The organism is Pseudoalteromonas sp. SWYJZ19 (genome assembly GCF_015864375.1).
Classification (GTDB): Bacteria; Pseudomonadota; Gammaproteobacteria; order Enterobacterales; family Alteromonadaceae; genus Pseudoalteromonas; species Pseudoalteromonas arctica.
Genome location: NZ_JADYXI010000033.1, coordinates 1 through 26,396, shown reverse-complemented (window position 1 = coordinate 26,396; position 26,396 = coordinate 1). Strand labels below are relative to the sequence as shown.

At 39.2% G+C, this 26,396-nt stretch carries 27 protein-coding genes and 1 rRNA gene; 20 read left to right on the top strand and 8 right to left on the bottom strand.

From position 1 onward, the window contains the following. Positions 1–113 (top strand): 5S ribosomal RNA (gene rrf, locus I6F45_RS20230); the annotation flags it as partial. 810 nt (positions 114–923) lie between these two features. On the opposite strand, the gene I6F45_RS20225 is transcribed toward rrf, so the two are convergent. The 4 genes from I6F45_RS20225 to hslR all read right to left on the bottom strand — a co-directional run bounded on the left by I6F45_RS20225 (position 924) and on the right by hslR (position 5,303). Further along, complete coding sequence (locus I6F45_RS20225; RefSeq protein WP_197161893.1) at positions 924–2,033, bottom strand: PepSY-associated TM helix domain-containing protein; 1,110 nt, start codon at positions 2,031–2,033, stop codon at positions 924–926. Positions 2,034–2,216: 183 nt separating this feature from the next. Then, positions 2,217–3,755, bottom strand: a complete 1,539-nt coding sequence (locus I6F45_RS20220) for a phosphoenolpyruvate carboxykinase (protein WP_007586595.1) — start codon at positions 3,753–3,755, stop codon at positions 2,217–2,219. A gap of 267 nt (positions 3,756–4,022) precedes the next feature. Beyond that, positions 4,023–4,868 (bottom strand): Hsp33 family molecular chaperone HslO, encoded by an 846-nt coding sequence (gene hslO, locus I6F45_RS20215; RefSeq protein ID WP_165729497.1) that lies wholly within the window; start codon positions 4,866–4,868, stop codon positions 4,023–4,025. Positions 4,869–4,880: 12 nt separating this feature from the next. Next, positions 4,881–5,303, bottom strand: a complete 423-nt coding sequence (gene hslR, locus I6F45_RS20210) for a ribosome-associated heat shock protein Hsp15 (protein WP_007586590.1) — start codon at positions 5,301–5,303, stop codon at positions 4,881–4,883. Positions 5,304–5,513: 210 nt separating this feature from the next. Between hslR and gspC the strand changes: the two genes are divergently transcribed. The 13 genes from gspC to I6F45_RS20145 all read left to right on the top strand — a co-directional run bounded on the left by gspC (position 5,514) and on the right by I6F45_RS20145 (position 17,521). Next, positions 5,514–6,455, top strand: coding sequence for a type II secretion system protein GspC (gene gspC / locus I6F45_RS20205; protein ID WP_010555417.1), 942 nt, complete (start codon positions 5,514–5,516; stop codon positions 6,453–6,455). Between the two features lie 23 nt (positions 6,456–6,478). After that, positions 6,479–8,542 carry a type II secretion system secretin GspD gene (gene gspD / locus I6F45_RS20200; protein WP_197161890.1) on the top strand — a complete coding sequence of 688 codons (2,064 nt, stop codon included), beginning with the start codon at positions 6,479–6,481 and terminating at the stop codon, positions 8,540–8,542. Then, entirely contained in the window at positions 8,535–10,100 is a 1,566-nt protein-coding gene (gene gspE, locus I6F45_RS20195; RefSeq protein ID WP_010555415.1) for a type II secretion system ATPase GspE, read from the top strand. Before gspD ends, gspE begins: the two co-directional genes overlap by 8 nt. Before the next feature lie 2 nt (positions 10,101–10,102). Next, a complete protein-coding gene (gene gspF, locus I6F45_RS20190) occupies positions 10,103–11,338 on the top strand; it encodes a type II secretion system inner membrane protein GspF (protein WP_002962033.1) in 1,236 nt (411 codons plus the stop codon). An 81-nt stretch (positions 11,339–11,419) separates the two neighbouring features. Next, a complete protein-coding gene (gspG, locus tag I6F45_RS20185) occupies positions 11,420–11,842 on the top strand; it encodes a type II secretion system major pseudopilin GspG (RefSeq protein WP_007586585.1) in 423 nt (140 codons plus the stop codon). A 49-nt stretch (positions 11,843–11,891) separates the two neighbouring features. Next, a complete protein-coding gene (locus tag I6F45_RS20180; protein ID WP_039488557.1) occupies positions 11,892–12,479 on the top strand; it encodes a pilus assembly FimT family protein in 588 nt (195 codons plus the stop codon). After that, a complete protein-coding gene (gene gspI / locus I6F45_RS20175; RefSeq protein ID WP_002962039.1) occupies positions 12,479–12,853 on the top strand; it encodes a type II secretion system minor pseudopilin GspI in 375 nt (124 codons plus the stop codon). Before I6F45_RS20180 ends, gspI begins: the two co-directional genes overlap by 1 nt. Continuing rightward, a complete protein-coding gene (gene gspJ / locus I6F45_RS20170) occupies positions 12,854–13,492 on the top strand; it encodes a type II secretion system minor pseudopilin GspJ (RefSeq protein WP_010555413.1) in 639 nt (212 codons plus the stop codon). Further along, on the top strand, positions 13,485–14,474 hold the full coding sequence (gene gspK / locus I6F45_RS20165) for a type II secretion system minor pseudopilin GspK (protein WP_197161887.1): 990 nt from the start codon (positions 13,485–13,487) through the stop codon (positions 14,472–14,474). Before gspJ ends, gspK begins: the two co-directional genes overlap by 8 nt. After that, positions 14,471–15,679, top strand: a complete 1,209-nt coding sequence (gene gspL / locus I6F45_RS20160; protein ID WP_024591438.1) for a type II secretion system protein GspL — start codon at positions 14,471–14,473, stop codon at positions 15,677–15,679. Before gspK ends, gspL begins: the two co-directional genes overlap by 4 nt. Further along, positions 15,676–16,149 carry a type II secretion system protein GspM gene (gene gspM, locus I6F45_RS20155; protein ID WP_010555411.1) on the top strand — a complete coding sequence of 158 codons (474 nt, stop codon included), beginning with the start codon at positions 15,676–15,678 and terminating at the stop codon, positions 16,147–16,149. The genes gspL and gspM overlap by 4 nt, the downstream gene beginning before the upstream one ends. Before the next feature lie 3 nt (positions 16,150–16,152). After that, complete coding sequence (locus I6F45_RS20150) at positions 16,153–16,911, top strand: type II secretion system protein N (protein WP_197161884.1); 759 nt, start codon at positions 16,153–16,155, stop codon at positions 16,909–16,911. Positions 16,912–16,933: 22 nt separating this feature from the next. Then, positions 16,934–17,521, top strand: coding sequence for a UPF0149 family protein (locus I6F45_RS20145; protein WP_197161881.1), 588 nt, complete (start codon positions 16,934–16,936; stop codon positions 17,519–17,521). A gap of 27 nt (positions 17,522–17,548) precedes the next feature. Here I6F45_RS20145 and I6F45_RS20140 read toward each other — a convergent pair whose 3' ends face one another. Together I6F45_RS20140 and I6F45_RS20135 are read right to left on the bottom strand one after the other, a co-directional pair. Then, the gene (locus tag I6F45_RS20140; protein ID WP_007586570.1) at positions 17,549–17,755 is read right to left on the bottom strand and encodes a hypothetical protein; all 207 of its coding nucleotides are present in this window, start codon (positions 17,753–17,755) and stop codon (positions 17,549–17,551) included. Continuing rightward, positions 17,755–18,114: a hypothetical protein gene (locus I6F45_RS20135; protein WP_007586569.1), complete on the bottom strand. Its 360-nt coding sequence runs from the start codon at positions 18,112–18,114 to the stop codon at positions 17,755–17,757. Before I6F45_RS20135 ends, I6F45_RS20140 begins: the two co-directional genes overlap by 1 nt. Before the next feature lie 288 nt (positions 18,115–18,402). On the opposite strand from I6F45_RS20135, the gene ccoG reads away from it, so the two are divergent. The 4 genes from ccoG (at position 18,403) to I6F45_RS20115 (ending at position 22,207) form a co-directional block, all read left to right on the top strand. Beyond that, positions 18,403–19,833 carry a cytochrome c oxidase accessory protein CcoG gene (gene ccoG / locus I6F45_RS20130; RefSeq protein WP_007586568.1) on the top strand — a complete coding sequence of 477 codons (1,431 nt, stop codon included), beginning with the start codon at positions 18,403–18,405 and terminating at the stop codon, positions 19,831–19,833. Between the two features lie 86 nt (positions 19,834–19,919). Further along, entirely contained in the window at positions 19,920–20,894 is a 975-nt protein-coding gene (locus I6F45_RS20125; protein WP_010555410.1) for a serine/threonine protein kinase, read from the top strand. Positions 20,895–20,928: 34 nt separating this feature from the next. Next, the gene (locus I6F45_RS20120) at positions 20,929–21,552 is read left to right on the top strand and encodes a thiol:disulfide interchange protein DsbA/DsbL (RefSeq protein WP_007586563.1); all 624 of its coding nucleotides are present in this window, start codon (positions 20,929–20,931) and stop codon (positions 21,550–21,552) included. 16 nt (positions 21,553–21,568) lie between these two features. Further along, on the top strand, positions 21,569–22,207 hold the full coding sequence (locus tag I6F45_RS20115) for a thiol:disulfide interchange protein DsbA/DsbL (protein ID WP_010555409.1): 639 nt from the start codon (positions 21,569–21,571) through the stop codon (positions 22,205–22,207). Positions 22,208–22,271: 64 nt separating this feature from the next. Here I6F45_RS20115 and trmA read toward each other — a convergent pair whose 3' ends face one another. After that, positions 22,272–23,369: a tRNA (uridine(54)-C5)-methyltransferase TrmA gene (trmA, locus tag I6F45_RS20110; protein ID WP_197161877.1), complete on the bottom strand. Its 1,098-nt coding sequence runs from the start codon at positions 23,367–23,369 to the stop codon at positions 22,272–22,274. A 162-nt stretch (positions 23,370–23,531) separates the two neighbouring features. On the opposite strand from trmA, the gene I6F45_RS20105 reads away from it, so the two are divergent. Both I6F45_RS20105 and murI read left to right on the top strand, forming a co-directional pair. Next, entirely contained in the window at positions 23,532–24,671 is a 1,140-nt protein-coding gene (locus I6F45_RS20105) for a DUF5610 domain-containing protein (RefSeq protein ID WP_197161873.1), read from the top strand. 65 nt (positions 24,672–24,736) lie between these two features. After that, entirely contained in the window at positions 24,737–25,537 is an 801-nt protein-coding gene (gene murI, locus I6F45_RS20100; protein WP_166379497.1) for a glutamate racemase, read from the top strand. Here the strand turns inward: murI and I6F45_RS20095 are convergent. Then, complete coding sequence (locus tag I6F45_RS20095) at positions 25,500–25,979, bottom strand: RNA recognition motif domain-containing protein (protein ID WP_007582860.1); 480 nt, start codon at positions 25,977–25,979, stop codon at positions 25,500–25,502. The two genes, murI and I6F45_RS20095, sit on opposite strands and share 38 nt — an antisense overlap. Positions 25,980–26,396 lie beyond the last annotated feature (417 nt).

Genomic DNA, 26,396 nt, shown 5'->3' with positions numbered 1-26,396 from the left:
TGGTGACAATAGCGTTTTGGACCCACCTGATTCCATGCCGAACTCAGTAGTGAAACGAAACAGCGCCGATGATAGTGTAGCATTTGCTATGTGAAAGTAGGACATTACCAGGCTTCAAATTAAAGAAACCCGTTACAGCAATGTGACGGGTTTTTTGCTATCTGGGATTTAGTAAATAGCCAAAAGCTCATGCCGAACTCAGTAGTGAAACCAAAGCTTCGACCGATGATAGTGTAGCATTTCACTGTGGCTCTCCACCGCTGTGGGCACTACGACATCACCAGGCTTCAAATTGTAGAGAGCCCGAATCTAACGATTCGGGCTTTTTTACGTCTGCAGAAAAGTAAATGCGCGTAATTAATGCACACTCACATCAACACCTATCACGTAGGGCGGGCGAGTGCAGCGACTCCCGACGTTAAAATCACAACAAAAACCCTCGATACCCCATTCGGCCAATAAAGTAGCATTTACTACGTGACTCTCCACCGCTGTGGGTATCGTGACATTACGCAGGCTTCACATTGTAAAGAGCCTTGCTTTAACTATTCAGTAGCCTATTAGACATTCCCATTAGGTATATAGCCTTATTTACAGACACTAGTAAGCAATTAATTGGGGGGCACTATTGTGCGCTAAGTTTACCTAAGTGATTTACCGCATTACATCTGTAACTAACTGTAGTTTTAGCGCGTGCAGAATAAATACACATACCTGATAATTATACTAATCGGCAATAATACCTAATCAATTTGGTGGATTGAACTTGACGTTAATTGCGTTAGAAATTTCTGATATACGATTGCATGGATACAGAAGGTTGAGCAACTTAGGAGTAATAGGCGAGAACAACGAAATAAAGAAATTTTTGACCTCAAATAGATCATTTAACTAGGGAGATTGGCGTAAAATTTATTTTATTTTTATATTCTCTTGGTTCTAACTAACCACCTATATACGCCAATAAAGAACAATGCAGCAGGTCCAAAGCCACTCAGCACCCAAATGACTTTTAAAATGTTACCGCCAATGCTGCCGTCATGTAGAGGGTGTATCCAGTTTTTTATTTTACTAGCCGTACTTTGCTTATCTATATTAAACACGCTCTCTAACTTTCCTGTAAGTGCATTAACCTCTATATAGCTATGTGGAAAGCGATACGAAGGATCGTTTACAGTTTGAAATCTTAATCTGTAAATAGCATTTAAGTTTGATGCTGTTTCAACCCAAGCTAAACGCGTATTCGGTAATGCTTTTTCAGCTATTAATACCGCTTGTGATAAAGGAATATTGGTTTGTTTGCTCGGTTGAATTTGTGTTTTTGGTGGGGAGTTTATATCGCTAACTAGAGCGGTTAATATAGGATCTGTTTGTTTTGGAATAGCGAGCATAACACCTGTAACAGTTAAAGCTAGTAGCGGTATGCAGAAGGTTAAACCAATTAGTTTATGCCAGTCGTATAGCAAACCTATTTTAGAGCTACGAGATTTAAATTTTAGTGCCTTTACCCACTGCCCAGGCTTTGGAAACCAAGCAAAGAATCCAGAGATAAGAAGAACTATTGAGGCTATGCCTATATAGCCAACAACGAGAGTGCCCGTTGCTCCTGTTAGTAATGAAAAATGTAAGTTGTACATCCAAGTTACTAAGTATTTTCCCCAATAGTTTTTACGTATTACTTTATCACTACTGCTAGATAGCCATACCATTAAGGGGGCAAAGCCTTGCTCTTTTGTTTCTATTGGATTGTAGTATCGCGCGGGAATTACTGAGTTTATACCTGTGTTTTCTAATCGCCATGGCCCTTGCTTTGAAGGGAAATTGGCTCTTAGCGTATTATATGCTTGATCCCAATTAGGCGTTTTTATGTTTGTAATAGCGTCATTTGCTGGATTTAGCAGTAAGTCTATTTGTGGGTAATAAACTAATACGGAGCCAGAAAGGCTAATAATAGCAAGTAAAACACCTATCGATAGACCTAAGTATAAATGTAACCGCCTGAATATTTTTCGCCATGAAAGCTTTAGTGTCATTAATTAAATAGCCGTAATGAGTAATGCAGGTTTATTGGGCATTAAAGAATGATTAATTACGCGGTATATTATATGGTTTTTTGATATGAGTTGTGCGGCATTTTGTCGCACTTATTAAATTAGGTATTTAGAAAGTAAAACGCCAGCCCTTGGCTGGCGTTAAAATACAAACTTGAAGCTTATTTAAGCTTTAGGTCCTGCATTTTTTATATCGTCTGATACGTCATACTTAGCAAAGTTTTCAGTGAAGTCTGCGGCAAGTTTTGCTGCATATTCATTGTACTTAGCTTTATCTTCCCACGTATTAATAGGATTAAGTAAGTTAGTATCTACACCTGGAACTGCTACCGGTACATCTAGGTTTAAAACATCAATGTGCTGAGTTTCAACACCCGCTAATTTACCAGATACGATTGCATCAATTACTGCACGAGTAGTTGGGATATCAAAACGTTTACCTGTGCCGTAAGGGCCGCCAGTCCAACCTGTATTCACAAGGTACACCTTAGCGCCAAACTCGCGTACACGCTTCATAAGAAGCTCAGCGTAAACACCAGCAGGGCGTGGGAAGAATGGTGCGCCAAAACATGTCGAAAATGTTGATTCAATATCGCTAGTTGAACCAATCTCAGTAGAACCAACTTTTGCTGTGTATCCACTTAAAAAGTGAAAAGCAGCAGCTTCTTCGCTAAGTATAGAAACCGGTGGTAATACACCGCTTACATCACAAGTTAAAAATACAACAGCCTTAGGTTCGCCTGCGCGGTTTTCTACTTTACGTTTTTCAACGTGTTCAAGTGGATATGCTGCACGGCTATTTTGAGTAAGGCTAGTATCGTTAAAATCTGGAACGCCTTTTTCATCTAACACTACATTTTCTAAAATAGTGCCAAAGCGAATAGCATTCCAAATTACAGGTTCATTCTTTTGTGACAGGTCGATACATTTAGCATAACAACCGCCTTCAATATTAAACACGCTTCCAGGTGCCCAGCCGTGCTCGTCATCACCAATTAAAAAGCGAGTAGGATCTGCTGAAAGAGTTGTTTTGCCCGTACCAGATAAACCGAAGAATAATGCTGTATCGCCTGCTTCACCAACGTTAGCAGAACAATGCATTGGTAATACACCTTTTGCTGGTAGTAGGAAGTTTTGTACAGAAAACATCGATTTTTTCATTTCACCGGCGTAACGCATACCTGCTAGTAATACTTTACGCTGTGCAAAGTTAATAATAACGGTGCCATCGCTATTTGTGCCATCACGTTCTGGCTCACATACAAACGAAGGAACGTTCATTACTTGCCATTGTGGTAAGTTTGAAGCGTTATAGTTCTGCGGTTCGATAAACATGTTTTTGGCAAAAATATGGTGCCACGCTGTTTCTGTAGTTACAACTACAGGTAGATAATGCTCAGGGTCTGCGCCAACTTCTAGGTGAGAGGTGAAGTGGTCATTACTTTGAACATGTGATTCTACGCGAGCCCATAATGCGTCAAATTTGTCTGCATCAAATGGACGATTAACGTTGCCCCATTGAATATCATTTTGAGTTGTTGCTTCTTGTACAATAAAACGATCTTTTGGTGAACGACCAGTTCGTTTTCCTGTAATTGCAACAAAAGCACCATTTGCGGCTAAAGTACCTTCGCCACGGCGGATCGCATGCTCGACAAGTTCAGCTGCGGTTAAATCGACAAAACGTGTAGCGCCTGTAGTCATGTTTATACCTAACTATGTGTGAGAGTTTGAACGGATAGCTCTGGGGTTATCAGTGCCCTTAAACTGAAATTATAGTAACAGAAGGTTTTAAGATATTCGAGCCCGTAAAGCCTCTAAAAACACATATATTTAAGAAAAAACATGAATAATTTCAATGATACCGGTGTCATGAAATTAGCAGAAAAGATGACACCGGTATCATCTTTTTATAATATAAAACCGCATATTTTGCGGCTTTAATTACTATATATAGATGAAGCTGAACATTTAGTTGAAAATGCTTTTTATATCTTGTTCGTTAAAAACATACTCTTTTAAACAGTAATGACAGTTAATATTAACAGACCCTTTCTCAGCTACGTCTTTAAGTAGTTCTTCTTGTCCAATATTAACAAGCGCAGTAATTGTTTTATCACGACTACAACCACATTTGAATTTAATCGCTTGAGGTTCAAATACGCGAGGATTATCTTCGTGATAAAGGCGTGTAAGGACAGTATTAGCATCAAGGTATAATAGTTCTTCATCTTTAATTGTATTACTTAATGCTTCTAGGTGTGCAAAGTCTTCAATTGATTTTTGTTTATCAACTGGGAGTACTTGTAAAAATAGACCACATGCTTTTGCGCTACCTTCTGTTGTGTCGGTTGCAAACCAAAGGCGTGTTTTTAATTGCTCTGACTGCTCAAAGTAACTTTCGATACATTCACTCAGAGTATCATGCTCTAGCGGAACTATACCTTGGTAACGTTCACCCTTACTTGGTGTAATAGTGATCACCATATAGCCCTGACCAATAAGCTCTTTTACAGTTGTGCCCGTAATTTCGCTTTGCAGGCGTGCAATACCACGCATGTTTTGTTTATCATCACCATTTATAACTGCATATTTAACTGGTCCATCACCTTGAAGCTGTACTGCAATTTCACCTTCAAACTTTAAAGTGGCGGTTAATAAACAGGTTGCAACAAGTAACTCACCTAGTAATGCTTTAACAGGGTCTGGGTAATTATGGTCGGCAATCATTTCATTATAAGCATTCTCGATTTGTACGAGTTCGCCACGAACATCTAGTTCGTTGAATAAATAACGGTGAAGTAAATCTTGTTGCATGAGCGGCTATACCTAACTTGATTTCATTTTTAAAAGTTCGCGTCGTTGCTTTTTATCCGGTTTTTTATCCGGATGAGGAGCAAAAAAGCTGTTATTTTTGCGTGCGATGCTGTTTTCTTCGCGTTTAGCAATACTTGCATCAGATTCTTGATACATGGTCTGTGCAATGGGGGCGCTTTGACGTTTTTCAAGCACTGAGAGTATAGTTATCAGCTTTTCATCTACGCCCTGAGCCAGTTTTACTTTTGCGCCAACGTCTACTATTTTACTCGCTTTTGTACGTTGCCCATTATAATGTACTTTGCCGCCTTGCACCATTTCGCGTGCAACTGCACGAGTTTTATAAAATCGCGCAGCCCATAACCATTTATCTAATCGAACTTTTAACCCATCTACAGGGTCTGAGCTGGTATTAGCATTACTTTTTTTACTCATAAGGCATTTCCCCACGTTTTTATAGCTTAAAATTTATCATGAAATCATCGTAGGATGAAGGTATTACAACGGCAGTTTACTTTTTGTACTGTTATGTAAAGTTAATTTAATCTGTTTACAAAGTTTAATATTAGTGTGCTTGTTGAAAGAAAAATGAAAGGGTACTATGGGTACGCGCTAACGCAGTAAATTAAAATAAGAACACTATTTATGGAACAGCAAATCCAACAACTAAAACAATTTTTAACTCGTTTACCGCATGCTAAGTTAAGTGCATTAGTGACACTGTTAGTTGTTGTTTATCTTGCATTTTTATTATCAAAACTTGTTTGGCTTTTGTGGCCAAAACCACCAGTAACTCTACTTACCCCTACTCATTATGCTAACCAGTCATCTGGTGCGAGTAACAACTCAGCGCAGCATATTATTGAGCAATTTTTATTTGGTAAAAAAACTGTAACAAACAACAATAATACTGCAAAGCAATCGCAGGTAATAAATAATGCGCCAGAAACGCGCTTAAGTATCAATTTAACCGGTATCGTAGCGGTTAATAACGATGACAAAGCAGGTATCGCAATTATTGAATCACAAGGTAAGCAAGTAAGCTATCTTGTTGATGAAGTAGTATCGGGTACGCGTGCTGAAGTTGCACAAATATTGCCGGATCGTATTATTTTGAGTGTTAATGGACGCTTTGAAACATTAATGCTTGATGGACTCGATTTCAGTAAGAAGGTGTCTATGCCAGTACTCGCTGCGCGTGATGATTCTGAAATGGGTCCGCAAAAATTAGAACCAAGTGATCTACAAATAGATGCCACTGCAGATCCGGACGTTAAAGAAGCAATTATAGAAACACGTGAAGAGTTACTCGAAGAGCCGGGCAAGCTATTTGACTATATACGTGTTTCACAAGCCATGAATGATGGTGAGCTAATTGGATATCGCTTAAGTCCAGGTAAAGAGCCTGAGCTGTTTAAGCAAATGGGTTTAAAAAATAACGATTTAGCCATTTCTATAAATGGCTATCAATTAACAGATTTAAAACAGGCTATGTCAGCTATTAATGAGCTGCGTAATAGTACAGATGCCAATATCACTATAGAACGTGATGGTGAACAAATTGATGTGCAATTTAGTCTGCAATAATTTAGCTTTGGAGTTTTAATACGATGGTTCAGGTGCTACACCTCAAAAAAATTAAAAAAGGGTTAGCTAAGTACGCAGCACTTTTTTTGGCGGCAAGTATTTCTTTGTCTGTTTCTGCTGTTGAATATGCTGCTAACTTTAAAGGAACTGATATCAACGAGTTCATTAATATTGTTGGTAAAAACCTTAATAAAACAGTCATTATTGACCCTAACGTGCGCGGAAAGGTAAATGTTCGCAGTTATGAGTTAATGGACGAAGCACTTTATTATCAGTTCTTCTTAAATGTATTGGAAGTTTATGGCTACTCAGCTGTTGAAATGGACAATGGCATAATTAAGGTAGAAAAAAGTTCAGACGCTAAAAAATCAAATGTGCCACTTATTGACGAAGGTAGTGAAGCTAGCGGCGACATGATGATTACGCGTGTTGTACGTGTTAAAAATGTAAGTGTGCAGGAGCTTGGTCCTCTAGTTCGTCAATTTAGCGATCAAAAAGATGGTGGCCACGTTGCTAACTTTAATGCGGCTAACGTAATGATGCTAACAGGTCATGCTGCATCGGTTAATCGCTTAGTTGAGATTATTCGCTCTGTTGATCAAGCGGGTGACAAGCGTGTAGACATCGTTAAGCTAAAATATGCGACGGCAGATGATGTTGTCTCTGTGGTAGACAATATTTATAAAGACAGCGGTAAAGGCAGTGTGCCTGAATTTTTAATTCCAAAAGTTGTGGCTGATGGCCGAACTAATAGCGTTATTGTAAGTGGTGAAGGTCAAGCACGTACACGTGCTATTGAGCTTATTAAGCGCTTAGATGGTGAGCTAGAAAGCCAAGGTAACACCAAGGTGTTTTACTTAAATTATGCTAAAGCTGAAGATTTGGTCAAAGTATTGCAGGGTGTTAGTAAGTCACTTGTTGAAGATGCACAAGGCGGTACTACTAAAACTCGTAGCAGAAGCAATAATGAAAGCAGTATAGAGTCTCATCCTGACTCAAACTCATTAATTATTACCGCACAGCCAGACACAATGCGATCATTAGAATCAGTAATTGAACGCCTTGATATTCGCCGTGCCCAAGTACTGGTTGAAGCGATTATTATTGAAGTAATGGAAGGCGACGGGGTTAACTTAGGGCTGCAGTGGATTTCTGAGCAGGGCGGTATGTTGCAGTTTAACAACGGCACTACGGTTCCCGTTGGTTCATTAGCTGTTGCTGCAGAGCAAGCACAAGATACAACTGTAACTAAAACTATCATTGGTACAGAAACTGGAACCGTTACCAGTTATGACGAAACGACTGAGGGTGACTATGATGCGCTTGCTTCATTGCTAAGTGGCATTAATGGTTTAGCGCTGGGCGTTGTTAAAAATGATTGGGGCGCAATTATTCAGGCTGTTGCCACTGATACAAATTCAAATATTTTGGCTACCCCTTCTATTACTACAATGGATAACGAAGAAGCCTCTATTTTAGTCGGTCAAGAAGTGCCTATTATTACAGGCTCACAAACAGGCAGTAACAATGCTAACCCATTTCAAACAGTTGAGCGTCAAGAAGTAGGTATTAAGCTGGTAGTTACGCCACAGATTAACGATGGCTCTGCAGTACAGCTTACGATTGAGCAAGAAGTATCGAGCGTAAGTGGTGCAACTGCGGTTGATATTTCAGTAAATAAGCGTTCAATTAAAACAACAGTTATGGCCGATGATGGCGGTATGGTTGTACTTGGCGGCTTAATTGACGAAGACGTACAAGAAAGTGTTTCTAAGGTGCCCTTATTAGGCGATATCCCTATTTTAGGCCACTTGTTTAGATCAACGAATACAACGCGCCGTAAGCGTAATCTTATTGTGTTTATTCGCCCAACCATTATTCGTGATGGTGTAAGCATGAATAAGTTAAGCTTTAATAAATATAACTTTATTCGTGGTGAGCAGTTTAAACAAAAAGAAGACGGTATTGAGTTAATGCCAATGACTGATACGCCTATTTTACCTGAGTGGAATGACGAATTAGTACTTCCCCCTACGTATGAAGAGTCTCTGCGTAAACAAAATGCACAAGAGCGTAAAGATGACTAATGCGATTCAAGAGATAAACCAAGATGTGGTTCATCCTAAAACGCATAATCAGGATGAGCTATTAACGAGTGATGTGTTAGTTGAGTTACCAGCAAAGCGTTTGCCGTTTTCCTATGCAAGACGTGCAGGTGTGTTACTTGGCAAAAACAAAGATCACCGCATAGTTTACTACCGTGGTGAGCTAGATGTGGAAGTACTATTAGAAGTACGCCGTATCGCAGGCCATGGTTTTACACTTGAGCAATTGGCTGATGATAAATTTGAGCTATTGCTTGAAGCGTCATACCAACGTGATAGCTCTGAAACACAACAAATGATGGAAGATATTGGCAACGAGGTTGATTTATTCTCACTTGCTGATGAACTTCCGCAAACTGAAGATTTACTGGCTGGTGACGATGATGCGCCAATAATCAAGCTTATTAACGCCATGCTAAGTGAAGCGATTAAAGAAGGGGCTTCTGATATTCATATCGAAACCTTCGAGCAAGAGCTTGTTATTCGCTTTAGGGTCGATGGCGTGCTTAAAGAAGTACTTAAGCCTAATCGTAAACTTGCATCGTTACTTGTGTCTCGTATTAAAGTAATGGCTAAGCTTGATATAGCCGAAAAACGCATTCCACAAGATGGCCGTATTAGCTTACGTATTGCCGGGCGTGCAGTTGATGTGCGTGTGTCTACAATGCCATCGAGCTTTGGTGAGCGTGTAGTACTACGTTTACTTGATAAAAACAACGCGCGTTTAAACCTTGAAGATTTAGGTATGACCGCAGATAACCGTGCATTGTTTTCAGATTTAATTAGTAAACCCCACGGCATTATTTTAGTAACAGGGCCAACGGGCTCTGGTAAAAGTACCACTCTATACGCTGGTATGAGCCAAATTAACTCACGCGATCGCAATATTCTTACCGTTGAAGATCCGATAGAGTACGAAATTCCAGGCATTGGGCAAACACAAGTTAATGCAAAAGTTGATATGACATTTGCACGTGGTTTACGTGCAATATTACGCCAAGATCCTGATGTGGTAATGGTGGGTGAAATACGCGACCTTGAAACTGCGCAAATTGGTGTTCAAGCGTCACTTACCGGCCACCTTGTTATGTCTACTCTGCATACTAATACCGCATCGGGTGCAATTACACGTATGGAAGATATGGGTGTTGAACCATTCTTACTTTCATCGTCGTTACTCGGTGTGTTGTCGCAACGGCTAGTACGTACATTGTGTAATACCTGCAAAGAAGGTCACACGGCTGATGAGCATGAATGCCAGCTGTTAGGGGTTCCTTTTGAAAGCCAACCGACAATTTATCGAGCAGTAGGGTGTGAAGAGTGTAACTTTAATGGCTATCGTGGTCGTACGGGTATTCACGAGTTACTTGTAGTTGATGAAACAATACGCGAAATGATTCACAACGGTAAAGGCGAGCAAAGCGTAGAGAAATACATTCGTAAGCGCAGCCCAAGTATTCGCCAAGATGGTTGTAGCCGTGTACTTGTAGGTAAAACAACACTTGAAGAAGTATTGCGTGTTACCCGTGAGGAAGGTTAACTATGGCGGCGTTTGAATACCGTGCCTTGGATGGCCGAGGTAAAGAAAAAAAAGGCATTTTAGAAGCCGATACAGCTAAACAAATTCGCCAAACTTTACGTGATCAAAAACTTACGCCGCTTGAAGTTGTCCCTGCGGCGCAAAGTGATAAACAAGTCAAAGGCGAAAAAGCCCCTTTACTCGGTGGCTTTTTTAAGCCGACAATTTCAACCTCAGACTTAGCATTAATTACAAGGCAATTAGCAACACTTATTCAATCGGCACTTCCTGTTGAAGGCGCTGTTATGGCGGTTGCTGAGCAATGCGAAAAGCCGCGTTTAAAGCGGATGCTTATGTCGGTACGCTCAAAAGTGGTTGAAGGTTACACACTTGCCGATGGTCTTAGTGAGTTTCCTCATGTTTTTGACGACTTATATCGTGCAATGGTAGCTGCAGGCGAAAAGTCGGGTCACCTTGACCAAGTACTTAATCGTTTAGCCGACTATACCGAGCAGCGCCAACATATGCGTAGCCAAATAACTCAGGCTATGGTTTACCCTATTATTTTAGTGGTATTTGCAATCGGTATTGTGTCGGTATTGCTTGGTACTGTAGTACCAAAAATATTAAAAACGTTTGAAAAAACAAAACAAGTACTTCCTTGGACAACCGAATGGGTTATGGCAGGCAGCCATTTTGTGCAAAATTATTGGTTTATTAGTTTAATAGCTATTACAGCTATAGCCATTGGTATTAAGCATGCACTTAAGCAGCCTAAAATACGCTTTTGGTGGGATGACCGAGTGCTACATATGCCTGGTATAGGTAAAGTGGCTCGTGGTATTAACACCGCACGTTTTGCGCGTACTTTAAGTATTTTATCGTCAAGCTCGGTACCATTGCTCGAGGGGATGCGTATCTCGGGCGGTGTATTAATTAACGAAAAAATTAAAAAAGCGGTTGCAGATGCATCCGATAGAGTGAGTGAAGGTGCAAGCTTAAGGGCCGCACTTCAGCAAACTAAGTTGTTTCCACCAATGATGCTGCATATGATAGCAAGTGGTGAAAAATCAGGTGAACTAGAGCAAATGTTAGAGCGTGCTGCAAATAACCAAGATCGCGAATTTGAGAGCATGGTTAATGTATCGCTTAAACTACTAGAGCCTGCGATGATCGCCTCAATGGCGGTTATTGTATTATTTATAGTAATGGCAATATTGCAGCCAATAATGGCGATGAATAAAGCTGTTGGACTTTAAGTTAGAATAAATTTTTAAATATATTAATGGTTTTACCTAAACCATTTTTACTTAATGTTTTTAGAATAATGAGGTAATTACGTGAATAAACAATCAGGTTTTTCTTTACTAGAAGTGATGGTGGTACTGGTTATCATCGGGATGATTATGTCAATTGTTGCACCTAACATTATGGGTCAGCAAGAAGAGGCTGCTATCGATAAAGCGCATCTAGATATTCAGCAATTAGAAGATGCAATGAGCTTATACAAGCTTAAAAATAAGAGCTACCCAAGCACAGAGCAAGGTCTTGAAGCGCTAGTTACTCAAACAAGCATTGAACCGGTTCCAAAACGTTTCCCTGACGGTGGTTTTATTAATGAATTACCAGAAGATCCATGGGGTAATCTATATCAGCTAATTAGCCCAGGTGAAATTGGCAAGTTTGATATTTTTTCTATGGGCCCAGATGGTGAAGTAGGTACTGATGATGATATCGGTAACTGGGACGAAGAAAAACAATAATGCTTAAGTACACTGCTTTGTATGAACATGTTAATGCTAGAGGCTTGCTATGAAAGCAAGCCTTAAGCAGCGCCATGCAAAAAGTAGAGGCTTTAGTTTAATAGAAATTTTAGTGGTATTAGTGATCATCGCTTTTGCTACAAAAATGGTGGTATATAGCTTAGAAGGCGGTGCTGAGGAAGAGTTAGATACTCAAGCATTAAGGCTGCATACCACCATTAACATGGCATCGGAATTTGCCATTTTAAACCAAGTTGAATTGGGCTTATTAGTAGAAGAAAATACGTTAGAGTATTTAGTTTTCGATGGTGAAAAGTGGATTACCTTTGACCGTGAAGATCTTTTTAAACCAATAGAGTTAGATGAAAGATTAAAGCTCACGCTTAACTTAGAAGATTTAGCGTGGGCGCAAGATAACCTCTTAGAGCAATCTAACTGGCGCGAACTTATGAGTGGCGGCGATGAGGACAGTTTACTTGAGCTTAAAAAGTTAAAAATCCCACAAGTGCTTATTTTGTCATCAGGTGAGGTAAGCGCGTTTCAACTTATATTAGAGTTAAAAGAGCAAAGCGAACCTGTGTATTACATTGAAGGTGAATTTACTGCACCAGTAAACTTTCGCCGAGAACCAGAATAATGAAGCGCACTAAAGGGTTTACCTTATTAGAGGTATTAGTGGCATTAAGTATTTGTGCCATGGCGGGTATAGCTGCAATGCAAGCAACAAGCGAGCACATACACCACTTAACGACTATTGAAGAGCAAACCTATGCATCTTGGGTCGCCGAAAACGTTATTATTGAACAGCGTACTAAAGGCGAACAATGGCAAGGTAAAAATAACCTTAAAGGCAGCGAAGTAATGGGCGGTGTTGAATGGTTTTGGCAGCAAGAAGTAACAGCCACTGCTGACAAAAGCTTTGTTAAGTTAACCATAAATGTTTTTACGGATGAAAAATATGAGCATTCGGCATATGAGTTATCAACGTATCTAAATAAAGGCAAAAAGTAAGTGAAGCAGCGCGGGTTTACATTACTTGAAGTTATGGTAGCACTGGGTATTTTAGCTTTTGTTATTATTGCTACTCATCAAATACTCGAGACGACAACAAGAGCAAAAGATGCCTCCGATGAAAAAATTGCTGAGTTAAATGGGTTGCAAACAACATTTAGGTTAATGGATCAAGATTTTAGCCAAATGACTAAACGTGCAGTACGAAACGAATCTGGTGATGTTCAAGAACAATATTTACTTGCTGGTCGTTACGTTTTAGAAAGCCAATACGATGGTATTGCGTTTGTACGAGATGGCTGGATAAATCCAATTAATTTATTGCCACGTTCAGAACTACAAGCCGTTGGTTATAGAGTGATAGACGATAACCTTGAGCGTGTTTATCGGGTTTATGTTGATCAGCTTGATAATATGGAACCGCGAGTTCAACGTGTACTAGAAAATGTTGAAGAGCTTAAGTTTGAGTTTTTGGATGATAAAAACGAATGGCAAGAACAGTGGGAAATTAAAGCTCTCCCTAAAGCGGTTGCTGTTACTTTGCAACAAATAGAAGCAGAGCCAATTCGTCGTGTATTTTTAGTTCCTGGGCAAGGCAAAGTTGTTGCTACACAAAGTACGGATGTGAATAATGGTTAAGCAGCAATCATCGCGCGGCGCAGCACTTGTTATTGTTTTGTTTATTGTGGCATTAGCGGCTATTTTAGCAGTAGAAATGAGTGCTAATTTAATGGTTCAAGTGCAAAAAAGTACTAATTTGCAAGGTCACCAGCAAGCTAAATGGTATGCCTATGGTGCAGAAGAGCTTGCTATTAAAGGGCTAATACAAAGTAAAAAAGATGATGCTGATAAAACAACACTTGATCAAGTTTGGGCAACTCAAGGTGATGCTTCATACCCTGTTGATAACGGCACGTTAAGTGGCAAAATTACTGATTTACAAGCATGTTTAAATTTAAATGCTTTAGCCATAGCGCCAGAAGAAAATAGCGCAAGTAAAACAAACCCTGCACACAAAGCGCTCTTTGCATTACTTGAAAACATTGAAGATTTACCTGCTGACGAATCAGAAGAGACGATGGCAGATAGTGTATTTGATTGGCTTGATGAGAACAGTATTACATATCGCTCAGGCGCAGAAGAAGACGAGTACTTATCACGAGATTTTCCGTATATGACAGCCAATAGTTTATTTGCATCAACATCGGAATTACGCTTGGTTAAGGGCTTCAACCCATTAGTGATGGAAAAAGTACTGCCATATGTATGTGTAATACCAGGCAGTACGCTTTTATCTATTAACGTAAATACATTAATCCCAGAGCAAGCACTTATACTCAGTGCCTTAATAGAAAGCTTGAGCTTATCTGGTGCAGAGGCTGTGATAGGTGCAAGACCGCAAACTGGCTTTGACACCATTGATGAATTTTTTGAACAGGTGAAGCAACAAGGCGGTACTAATACCGACTCAGTCAAAAGTTTATTTAGTATTAAAAGCGAATATTTTAAATTACAAACGCAGGCAAATTTTGTCGACCTGCGTTTTTCGATGACCACATTACTGCACGCTAAAGACGGTGACGTAACGATACTGGCGCGAAAATTTGGAGGCGTACAGTGACAGAAATACTGTTGATCCGCACGGGTCAAACCGAGCAAGAATTGCTTAATTGGTTAATTTACTCACCACAAGAACAAGAAATAATAGCCAGTGGCGAGTTACCAAATGCAGAGCATTTAAGTGAGCTAAGCGAAAAAGCACTTACCCGAGAAGTGGTCGTGTTGTTACCCAGTGATCAAGTGCAATTAAAAACGGTCGCTTTGCCAACAAAATGGAATCGCAAGCTTGAGCAAGCATTGCCATACATGCTTGAAGAAGACATAGCATGTGACGTAGATGAACTGTTTATAGCAGTAGCGCAGCCGACAATGCTTGGTGAGCAACATGCAATTCGTGTAGCAATGACAGACCGTGAATGGTTTGAACAATGGCTCGCATTATTTGTAGAGCATAATCTATCAGTATACAGAATATTACCCGATGCTTTGTTGTTACCGCTTGCAGATGATGGCGCAGTTACCGCTATCGAGCTCAATAACCAATGGTTATTTAAGCAGGGGCAATGGCATATAGGTGCGGTTGAATCTAGTTGGTTAAATGGCTACTTAACAGCCATGGGTAATCCTGATATTAAGCATTTTAGCCCAGCTAGTCAGTTTCCAGAAAGCGTTAACTTACAAGCGCAAACGAGTGAGTACGACTTACCTCTAGCATTATTTGCAAAGCAGTTAGATAGCGTTAACTTTAACTTACGCCAAGGTATGTATCAGCTTAAAAAACAAAGCGCTTTATGGTGGGGTTACTGGAAAGGCGCCGCAATTATAGCAAGTGTTGCATTGGTTTCTACTATTACAATAAAAGCTATTGAGTTACACCAACTTAATACACAAGTAGAAGTAGCTAAAGCTCAAGTAGTCGACAGATACCAAAAAGCATTCCCAGGAACTAAAGTTCGCCCCAATCTAATTAAAAGCCAAATTAAAGGCGCGTTAGATAAAGTGCAAGGCTCAAGTGAGTCGGGCTTTTTAGACTTAACGACTAATTTGGTTGATGTATTTTCGCAAGTTAGCGAATTTACACCTGAAACACTTCGTTATGACAAACGTCGCAATGAGCTGCGCATTCGTGCACGTGCTAAAGACTTCCAAACCTTTGGTAAAGTAAAAATCATACTTGAAAAACAAGGTTTAACTGTTGAGCAAGGGTCTTTAAATAACGACGGTGATTATGTCGTTGGTGAAATTAAACTGCGAGGTGCAGTATGAAAAAGCAGTTAATGCAACAGTGGCGCTCGCTTAAAGAGCAAGAACAACAATTGGTAATGGTCGCTGGTGGCGTGTTTATTATTTTTGTTTTAGTAATGGGAATATTTCGACCATTAAATAATGCGATAGAAAAGGCACAGCAATCTCAAATTAAACAACAAGAGCTATTAGCTTGGGTTGATGACAGTATTGTTAAACTAAAGGCTGCGGGTAACACCAGTGTTGCTAGCAATGCAAACTTAAGCCAAATTGTTAATTCTACACGTGGGCGCCATCAAATAAGTATTAGTAAAATGCAGCCAAGTAGTGATTCGCTACGTTTGACGCTCGACTCTGTAGAATTTAATCAGTTAATAGAGTGGTTAGATGAGCTAGTGAATCAACACGGCTTAAAAATTGAAAACTTAGATTTGAGCCGCGATGATAAATCAGGCTATGTGCGTGTAAGCCGTTTAGTATTAGAGAATTAATTAATGAAAAAAATAATAACGTTATCGGCTGTCTTTTTAATTAGTTTTATTGTGTTTTGTATTATTAAATTACCAGCACATATTGCACTAGATATAGCAAAACCGTACTTTCCAAAGCAATTAGAAGTAGGGCAAACTGTAGGCACTGTTTGGCAAGGTCAAATGATGCAAGTTCGTTTTGATGGTGAACAGTTAAATAATGTGCGCTGGGACATTGCTGGCTGGAAGTTATTTACAGGCAAGCTAAATGCGAATGTGAAGTTTGGTAATGCACGAGAGCGTAGTGATATCTCGGGTTATGCTGATGTAAGTTATGGGCTTTTTAATCAAGAAGTTAAAGTGACTGACGGCCTAGTGCGCTCAACAGTAGAGCGTGCAATGCAGCGCGTGCAGCTTCCCCTACCTGTAACCGCTAAAGGGCGTGTAATTTTAGAACTTGATGAATACAGCTCAGGTGCACCTTATTGTGATTCACTAAAAGGTGAAATAGCGAGCCCTAATATTGACGTGCAAGGCTTAAATGGGTGGTTTAATATTGGCCCTCTGGCTGGTAAGTTAAGCTGTAAGTCGGGCGATATTGCTATATTAATTGACCGAGATAATACGCTTGGCCTTGAGGCAGATGCTACACTTAAAGCTAATTTCGACTTTAGTGTGGCAGGTTATGTAAAACCAGATGCTAGCTTACCTAAAGATGTACATGATGCGGTTAAATTTTTAGGCCGACCAGATAGCCAAGGTCGTTACCCGCTCAACTTTTAATGTTTGAATATAAAGAGTTTTAATGCAAATACCCCAATTTACTGAGCTGCACGCAAAGCAGCTCAGCATATTTTTAAATACCCAATCTCAAGCAATGACCCTTCAACAAAGCCAAGGCTATTTATTTGGCGTTATTTGTTCGCCCAATCCATTAGATGTGCATGAGTGGCTTGAGCAGATATTGCCAAATACAGCTAATGATTTAGATGAAGAAGTACTTTTCTTGTTTATGGCGCTATATCATAAAATTAGTGAGCAAGTATTTGAAACAGGATACAAATTACCTAACACATTTGATGCTGAGTTTTGTAAGTCATGGAGTAAAGGTTTCTTAGTTGCAACCAAAGCTTACGCAGAGCCTTTGTTAAATGCACCGCAATTAGACACTGACTTTAAACAAGCATTAGAAAGTGCGTTAAGTACATTAAGCTTTTTTGCACTCGACCAGCTAGCAATAGCTCAGATTGCCAAACAAAATAACATGACTATAGAAGCCTTGTGTCAGTACCAATATGAATCAATGGGTGACTTTGCATTAGGGTTTGCTGAACTAATTGAAGTGGTCGCAATTAATAGCGGTTTGATAACCGACGAGAGTTGGGAAGAGTAATTATTAATACCTGGCGCTTAGTTTAATCTAAGTGCCTAGCTCTAATATAATATCCGTGCAGCCTTGTTTGCACTTTACTACGCCTTTACCTGGTTCACTGGTGGCTAAATTAAGTGTTAACACCCCATTACACTTCTCACACTTTAACGTTTTGCCTTGTGCTAATTGCTTGAGCATATTGCGTTGTTTATGAAATGAGTCGCTTGCTTTTTTATTTAATCCTGAAAAATCCACTACTTTGCTCGCTTTTGCTCTAATGCTTCAGTCACTATTTTACATACTGTATTTAAACGATCGCCATAAAAATAAAGGTTTAAGTCACGTTCACGACAATAGCGTAGGTGAAATAACTGAACAGAGTCATCTGTTGTAAACGTTTTTTCTACGTACTCACCCTCAGATTCAGACAATTTAAGTTGAGTGCTGATTCTATTTTTAGCCATATTTGCAGCAGGGCTTCTGTTAACCTTACTTGCATCACTTAAAAAACCAATGCCTTCGCCTAATAACCTTTCGCGAGGTTCTTTTATAAGCGGATGATCGATTGTAAAAAAGGCAAGGATCACAACTACCAAAATAATAAATTTTTTCATGGATACGTAAACCTTGATCTAAGTAGGGTTGAATTACCATGCAGTGTAATAAACTGCATTTTAAAAGCAAGTAACTGGGATGAATAAATTATTAGCGATCTATGCCAGTAATTTTAACCAACATTGTTATAATGGTTAACAGCAGTCAGATATTTCTGAAATATCTGAAAGTATTCGAGAAGGCAATTTATTAAAGTAAATCTGCCTAGCAAGTAACTTGCTAGCTTTAAGTATAGAGTACTTGAGTATTGCTGGATTTTTATTTCCAAGCGGCGTTGAGGAACTTCGATGGACAAGCAAATTAAAGTAAAGAATATCCCTGTAGAGGTGAAAATCCAAAAACCGGATTTAAGCCGTCAAGATGATAGGTTCAATCCCCGAAATCGTATTTATGTGCGTGCCGTAAAAGGCCTACATCAATTACTTAGGCAGCGCATTGGCTTTTTAGGCCTACTTGCGTTTATGTTACTTCCTTGGATTAATTTTAACGGCCAGCAAGCAGTGCTGTTTGATCTAATTGGTCAAAAATACAATATTTTTGGTTTAACGCTATGGCCTCAAGATTTTACCATATTAGCGTTTATTTTTATGCTGGCAGCATTTGCGCTGTTTTTAGTGACCACCTTCTATGGACGGGTGTGGTGTGGCTACACATGTCCGCAAACTGTTTGGACCTTTATTTTTATTTGGTTTGAAGAAAAGCTTGAGGGCACGGCTAATCAGCGTAAAAAACTCGATCAACGACCCATGAATTTTGATAAGTTTTGGCGTAAAACGGCAAAGCATACTAGTTGGGTATTGTTTTCGTTATATACCGCCATTTCTTTTGTGGGTTACTTTACGCCAATCAGAGAGTTACTTCCTGATTTTGTAACGTTTAACGTGGGTGGTTATGCACTAGTCAGTATTATTTTCTTTGCTGCGTGTACCTATGGTAATGCCGGTTGGATGCGTGAAATTATGTGTTTACACATTTGCCCTTACTCACGTTTTCAATCAGCTATGTTTGATAAAGATACATACACTGTAACGTACGACGAAAGCCGTGGTGAAAGCCGTGGTCCTCGTTCACGTAAAGTAGATCATGAAGATTTAGAGCTAGGCGACTGTATAGACTGTAACTTGTGTGTTCAAGTGTGCCCAACAGGTATTGATATTAGAAATGGGTTACAAGCTGAGTGTATTAACTGTGGTGCATGTATTGATGCGTGTGATGGCGTAATGGATAAAATGGAATACCCGCGTGGGCTTATTTCATATACGACAGAGCGAAACCTCGAAACCCCAGAAAATAAAACGAATCCACTACGAGCTAAAATCATTGGTTACACGGTCATACTTGTTGTGCTTACGGGAGCACTTGTAGCTAATATAGCGCTGCGTAAAACAATGGACTTTGATATCATTCGTGATCGAAACCAACTATATCGTGTCGATTTTGATGGTTTAGTAGAGAACACCTACACATTAAAGGTAATTAATAAAGCGCAGTACGAGCAAACTTTTAATATTAAAGTGCAAGGGTTAGATAACTTTAAGTATATTGGTAAGCAGTCATTTACTGTGCAGGCAGGGCAATCTCATAATGTGCCATTGTCGCTTGTAATGGACCCTTATGATTTGAAGGTGTCGATGACAGAGTTTAACTTTGTGCTTTCACCGGTAGATGAGCCGGATGAGACAATATCGCAGTCGAGTAACTTTTTTAAAGCGCGATAATCACAACCTACCTTAAATAGGTAAGTTGATATAGCAATTAACAAAAGCGGGTATATTACCCGCTTTTTATTTTATATAAGAAGAGTATGAGTAAATTTAGTTTTATTGACTTAACACCTGACCTAATACTCGATGCAATAGAAAGCGTAGGTGTGTACGCCGAATCTGGTTTGTTGGCACTCAATAGCTATGAAAACAGGGTGTACCAATTTAAAGCCGATGATGGCCTGCGTTACGTAGTGAAGTTTTATCGCCCAGAGCGCTGGAGTAAAGAGCAAATTCAAGAAGAGCATGACTTTGCATTTGAACTGGCAGAAGCGGAAGTGCCTGTTGTTGCCCCTATTTTATATAATGGGCAAAGCTTGTTTGAACACGAAGGTTATTTGTTTGTGTTGTTTCCAAGTGTAGGCGGGCGTTTATTTGAGGTTGATAACTTAGATCAGCTTGATGTAATGGGGCGTTTAATTGGCCGTATGCACCAAGTAGCTAAAACAAAGCCTTTTACTTATAGGCCAACAGTTACCTGCGAGGAGTATTTACATACAGCCAAAGTTCATCTTCAAAAAAGTAACTTAGTGCCTATGGGAATAAATACTGCCTTTTATACTATTTTAGATTTAGTGATAGAGCAGGCGCAAAAACAGTATAAAGATGTGCAAAGTATTCGCTTACATGGTGACTGCCACGTTGGTAATATTTTGTGGGCAGGTGATGCGCTCATGTTTGTTGATTTAGATGACAGCCGCCAAGGTCCTGCAATCCAAGATTTATGGATGATGCTCAGTGGCGATAGAGCGACGCAACTGTTACAGTTAGACACCCTTGTGAGTGCGTATGAAGAGTTTTGTGATTTTGATCACTCTCAACTCAAATTAATTGAACCGCTGCGAGCGATGCGTATTATCCATTATATGGGATGGGTAGCTAAACGATGGAGCGATCCTGCCTTTGTGCGGAACTTTACATGGTTTGCTGATGACAAATACTGGGAGCAACAAATTTTAGCACTGAAGGAGCAACTTGCAGCACTGCAAGAAGCACCGTTAAAGTTATTGCCGTAATATTTTATTTAAAGACAAGTACAACGAGATACAAATGCTTAAAAAATTAAAACTGAGTTTATTACTTTTATGTTTACCATTTGCAGCACTTGCTGCACAGTTTGAAGTTGATAATCAATACACTGTTATTGATGTAGACAAAAGTACATCACCACAAGTAACCGAGTTTTTCTCATTTTACTGTCCACATTGTTTTAAGTTTGAACCAGTAGCAAAAGCAATTGAACAAGGCTTGCCAGAAGGCGCGGAGTTTATTAAAAACCACGTGAACTTTTTAGGTGGCGTGTCGCCACAAGCACAAAGTAATTTAAGCTTTGCCTACTTAATTGCTAAGCAGCATGGTCAGGCGCAGAGTATTAGCGATCAAATTTTTAAAAGTATTCATGTTCAGCGTGCTCCTTTAACTGAAATGAAAGACGTTAAAAAATTACTTGAAGTAAACGGTATTGATAGCGCAACGTTTGATCAAGAAATTGCAAGCATGCCAGTTATTTCGGCTGAGCAAGCAATGCAAAACAAACAAAATAAATATTCAAAATTAGGCGCACTTACAGGTGTACCTACTTTTATTGTTAACGATAAATATAAAATAAACCTCAACACCATCAAAAATCAAAAAGAACTTGATGAGTTAGTAGCGTTTTTATTAGCACTATAAATTTCGGAGCATAATAATGATTAAATTAGTTAAAGCAGGTTTGCTTGCAGTACTACTTCCTATGGCGGCAACAAGCTTTGCAGCAACGTATGAAGAAGGCGTGCATTACGACGTTGTTTCTGAGCGCGCAACTAAAAAGCCAGAAATTAAAGAGTTTTTCTCATTTTACTGCCCTGCATGTAATAACATGGAAGCACTAATTGGTGAGTTTAAGCCTAAGCTTGATAAAAACGTTAAATTTAAAAAGAGCCATGTTGATTTTGTAGGTGTACGCGACCCAGAAAACCAACAGATGATGAGCCAAGCACTCGCTACTGCAGAAGTGCTTCCGCAAAAAGATAAAATTGTCTCTGCAATCTTTAATCATATTCATACAAAGCGCGCTAGTTTTAATGAGCTTGCAGATGTAAAAGATATATTTGTAGCGCAGGGCGTTGATGGCGATAAGTTTGATAAGCTGTTTAAAAGCTTCTCGGTAAGAACGCTGAGCTCTAAAATGAAACGCGATCAAGACTACTTTAAAGAAAAAGGCGCACTACGTGGCGTACCTACATTTATTGTAAATGGTAAGTATAAATTAAACCTAGGTCGTGAGTCGGGTATTACTGAACCAGAAGATATTAGCAAACTGATTAATTACTTAGCTAACAAGTAAGTTTAGCTAAAACTAAAAAAGCTCCTTAAGGAGCTTTTTTATGGGTAACGTTTACTGAGCGTATTTATTTGCGCTGCAAGAAAACACCCGACTCAATGTGATGCGTATAAGGGAACTGATCAAATATAGCAAAGCGCTTAACGTTATGCGTACGTGTTAAGTGATCAAGGTCACGCTCAAGGGTTTCAGGATTACACGATATATAAATTATGTTTTCGTAATTAGCCACTAAGTCACACGTTAATTCATCCATGCCCGCGCGTGGTGGATCAACTAATATGGTTTGGCAGTCATAGCTTTTAAGGTCAATACCATCTAAACGAGAGAAAGTACGCTCGCCATTCATTGCTTGAGTAAACTCTTCACTCGACATACGAATAATATCTAAGTTCTCTACGTTGTTTTTAGCAATGTTGTATTGAGCAGAGTGAACAGATGATTTTGATATTTCCGTCGCTAATACTTTATTAAAACAGCCCGCTAATGCAATTGAAAAGTTACCGTTACCACAATACAGTTCTAGTAAATCATTTTTAAGTGGTTTACATAAATCTTGTGCCCACTCCAGCATATTAATATTTACTTTTGCATTAGGCTGAGTAAAGCTATTTTCTACTTGTTGGTATATAAGCTCTTGACCATTAACTGTTAAACGTTCAGTTACAAAGTCATCACCTAGTACTTCTTTTTGTTTGCGAGCTCGGCCGATAAAGTCAATTTTGTATTTACTGCTAAGCTTTTCTTTCAGTGCTTTAATTTCACTTAACCATTCATCATCCAGTGGTTTGTGATAAAGCAAGCTTACTAAAATTTCACCGCTTAGCGTTGATAGGTAATCGATTTGAAATAACTTACGACGTAATATTTCACAAGGCTTAAGATTTTCAATCATCACCTGCATTATTTCACCTACTAGAGGCGCTGCTGGATCAAATGTATCAACACGGATTTTTTCTTTTGTTTGTTGATCAAACATAATGTGAAACAGATCGTCACCGTCGTGCCATACTCTAAATTCAGCACGTTGGCGGTAGTTAGTTGGCTCTGAGCTAAATACTTCTAGTTGCTCCACACCAAAACGTTGAAACTGCGCACTAATACGCTGCTCTTTTTCACTTAACTGCGCTTGGTACTGTGTGGTATCTATTTTAATAACTGCCATTAACGCTACTACCTTATCTAAGATCTGTTTATCGGCGCTATTGTAGGGAGCGCTGCGTATTTGTCTAGTTTTGGCTAGCATTTATGCTGTTTTATTGAACATTGTACTTTAGTTTTTATTGTTATAGCCGATAATAAACTACGCACGCTTAGGAGACGAATCATGAAAATAGGTAATTATGGCTTTACGCCAAACAACAACATCAATAAATTCAATAATAAAGCTGATATACAGCAACCTACAATTACGTCTCCTCAAGATAGCTATCAACAACGAGGCCGAGAGTTGGCCGCAAAGGTGCTTGGCGATAAAATGGCTGAGCAGCTTGGATTGCCTATCGCAGAAAAAAAAGCAGATAAACCACTATTTGATTTTGATGAAATAGTAAAAAACGTACTCGATTTTGTAAGTAGTGCTGTTAATAAAGCAAAAGCTAACGGCGCTGATGACGAAAAGCTCAAAGATATGTTAGGCGACGCGCGCAAAGGCGTCCAAATAGGGATTGACGACGCTGTTGATGAACTCAAAGGTACTGGCGTATTTAATGATGACATGGAAGAGGGGATTAATAAGTCCAAAGAGGGTATTTACAATGGACTTGATAAGTTTGAAGAGTCGTTATTTAACCCACAACCTGCCAGCGTAAATATAAGCCAGGCTCAATATGTCAGTATGACGAGTAATGCAGAGTATAAATTTACCACCGCAGAAGGTGACGAGGTAAGTATTAGCTTTGCAGATGCATTTGAATCTCAGTCGGCAAGTGGCTATCAGCAAAACAATAATGGCGAGTCGTTTGCAAGCTCATCATCGCAATCTCGACAGGTATCATTTTCGATGTCGGTTAATGGTGACTTAAATGAGCAAGAGCAAGAAGCTATTAATGCGATGATGGAAGACTTACAAGATTTAAGTAAAACCTTTTTTGGTGGTGATTTAGATGAAGCATTTGAACAAGCGCAAGAGCTGAGTTTAGACAGCGATCAGCTGGTGGCTTTTTCTATGGATTTACGCCAAACAAAAACAATAGCAACAGTTAAAAGCTATGAAGAATATAGACCAGCACCAGAAAAACAAGTAGTGGAGGGTTTAGCTCCTTTTAATGACGACCTTAAAAATGCTTTTGAAAAAGCGGGTGAGCTTGGATTACAAAATCAGCTAGCTGGCATTCTCCAATGGTTAAATCAAGATCAGGAACAAATAGATAAGTTAGTAGATTACACAAAGTCTATGTTCGAAAACCTTAATCAGTTAAATTCGGCAGCCGACGAGCTTGCTGATTTAGAAACCACGCAAAGTTAAACTACTTTCTTTTATAAATACCTCATGGCAAACTGCCGTTCTTAAAGTAAAGTGGGAACGGTAGTTTGTCAGCGCATATAATGGTCTTTGATTCAGGTATTGGTGGAACTACTGTACTTGAGCATATAAAGCAAAGTATCCCCAATGCTCAGTACAGTTATTTTATGGATAATGCATTACTACCTTATGGTGCTCAATCCCAAAAAACAATCATTAACCGATTATGCTCACTTATTCATTTCATCAAAGCTAATACGCTTAACGTTGATTTAATTGTAATAGCGTGTAATACCGCTTCTACATCTGCACTTAGCGCTGTTCGCCAAATGACAGATATTCCTATAGTAGGTGTTGTGCCAGCAATAAAGCCTGCGGCAGAGTTAACACGTTCAAATCATATTGGCTTATTAGCCACACCGGCAACGGTCGCCAGTTCATACACTAAAACATTAATTACTGAGCATGCACGTAATGTAACCGTTAATCTATATAGCAGTGTTGAGTTAGTAACTTTAGCTGAGCAATACTTTTTTACAGAGTCTTTGGATACAAACAAGTTGCATCAAGTGCTTGATGACCTACATATAGATAAAACTATAGATGTACTTGTATTAGGATGTACGCACTTTCCAATATTAGCAGAGCCTATTAGTCAGTATTTTAAAGGGAATGTAAAATTACTTGATTCAGGTGTAGCGATAGCAAACAGAGTCAACTACCTACTTAACCAACTTAACTTGTGTGTGAATAAACTAACAGACATAAAAAAGCCGCTGCAATATTATGCAACGGCTGATGTGTTTAGCAATAAGCTAGCGGTAAAGCTAGTTACACTGACTGATCCGTCTCAGTACGTAGAGCATTAGAATCATCTTCTTGTTTTTGTTTTGCTTCACGTACCTTTAAAGTACGTTGTTGGAACTCGCTATCGTTCAAGTTAGCAATTGCATTGTCTGCATCAGCTTGCGCCATTTCAACAAAACCAAAGCCACGACGCTTGCCAGTATTCTTATCCTTTAATAAACGAACATTGAATACTTTGCCTTGTTCTTCAAATAATGCACGAACCACACCTTCGTTTGCACGATAAGGAAGGTTACCAACATAAAGCGTTTTTGTTTTAACTTCAGCTTCTTCAGTCACATCAGATGACATTGCAGCAATAGCAATCGCACCTATTAATAAACCAGCACCAAATAGTAATGCAGGGTTTAAAGCTAAGCCGCCTAAAGCAAACTCAACAACAACAAAACCAACTACAGCAAGAATAACAGAGAAGATAAAAGATTTTTGATCGGGTAATTTCATTTTAGATCTACCAATAAACAGGAAATAAACATTAATTTAACATTGTGAACTTGCTATCTTAACGTCTAAATCAAACATAGCAATGATATTTGTATTAAATAATAAATAAGAGCACAAAAAAGCATCATCTTAGGAAGGTTTTCATATGGTTTTACATGGTTTTGTTCTATTTTTGTTCGAACAGTAAAAAGATCTAAAAAAAGGGTTGATCTGTTTTCGGATCTCCCTATAATGCGACCCCACTGAGACGGGAAACGCCAACGCATAGCGAGGCAGGAACTACTCAGAGAGTTAAATAAAACTTCGGTTTTAAATTGTCGAAAGAAAGTTTAAAACTAAGTGTTGACTCGAAAAATAAAGGGTGTATTATTCGCATCCCTTGAGGCGCTAAAGCGAATCAAAACGTTCTTTAACAAT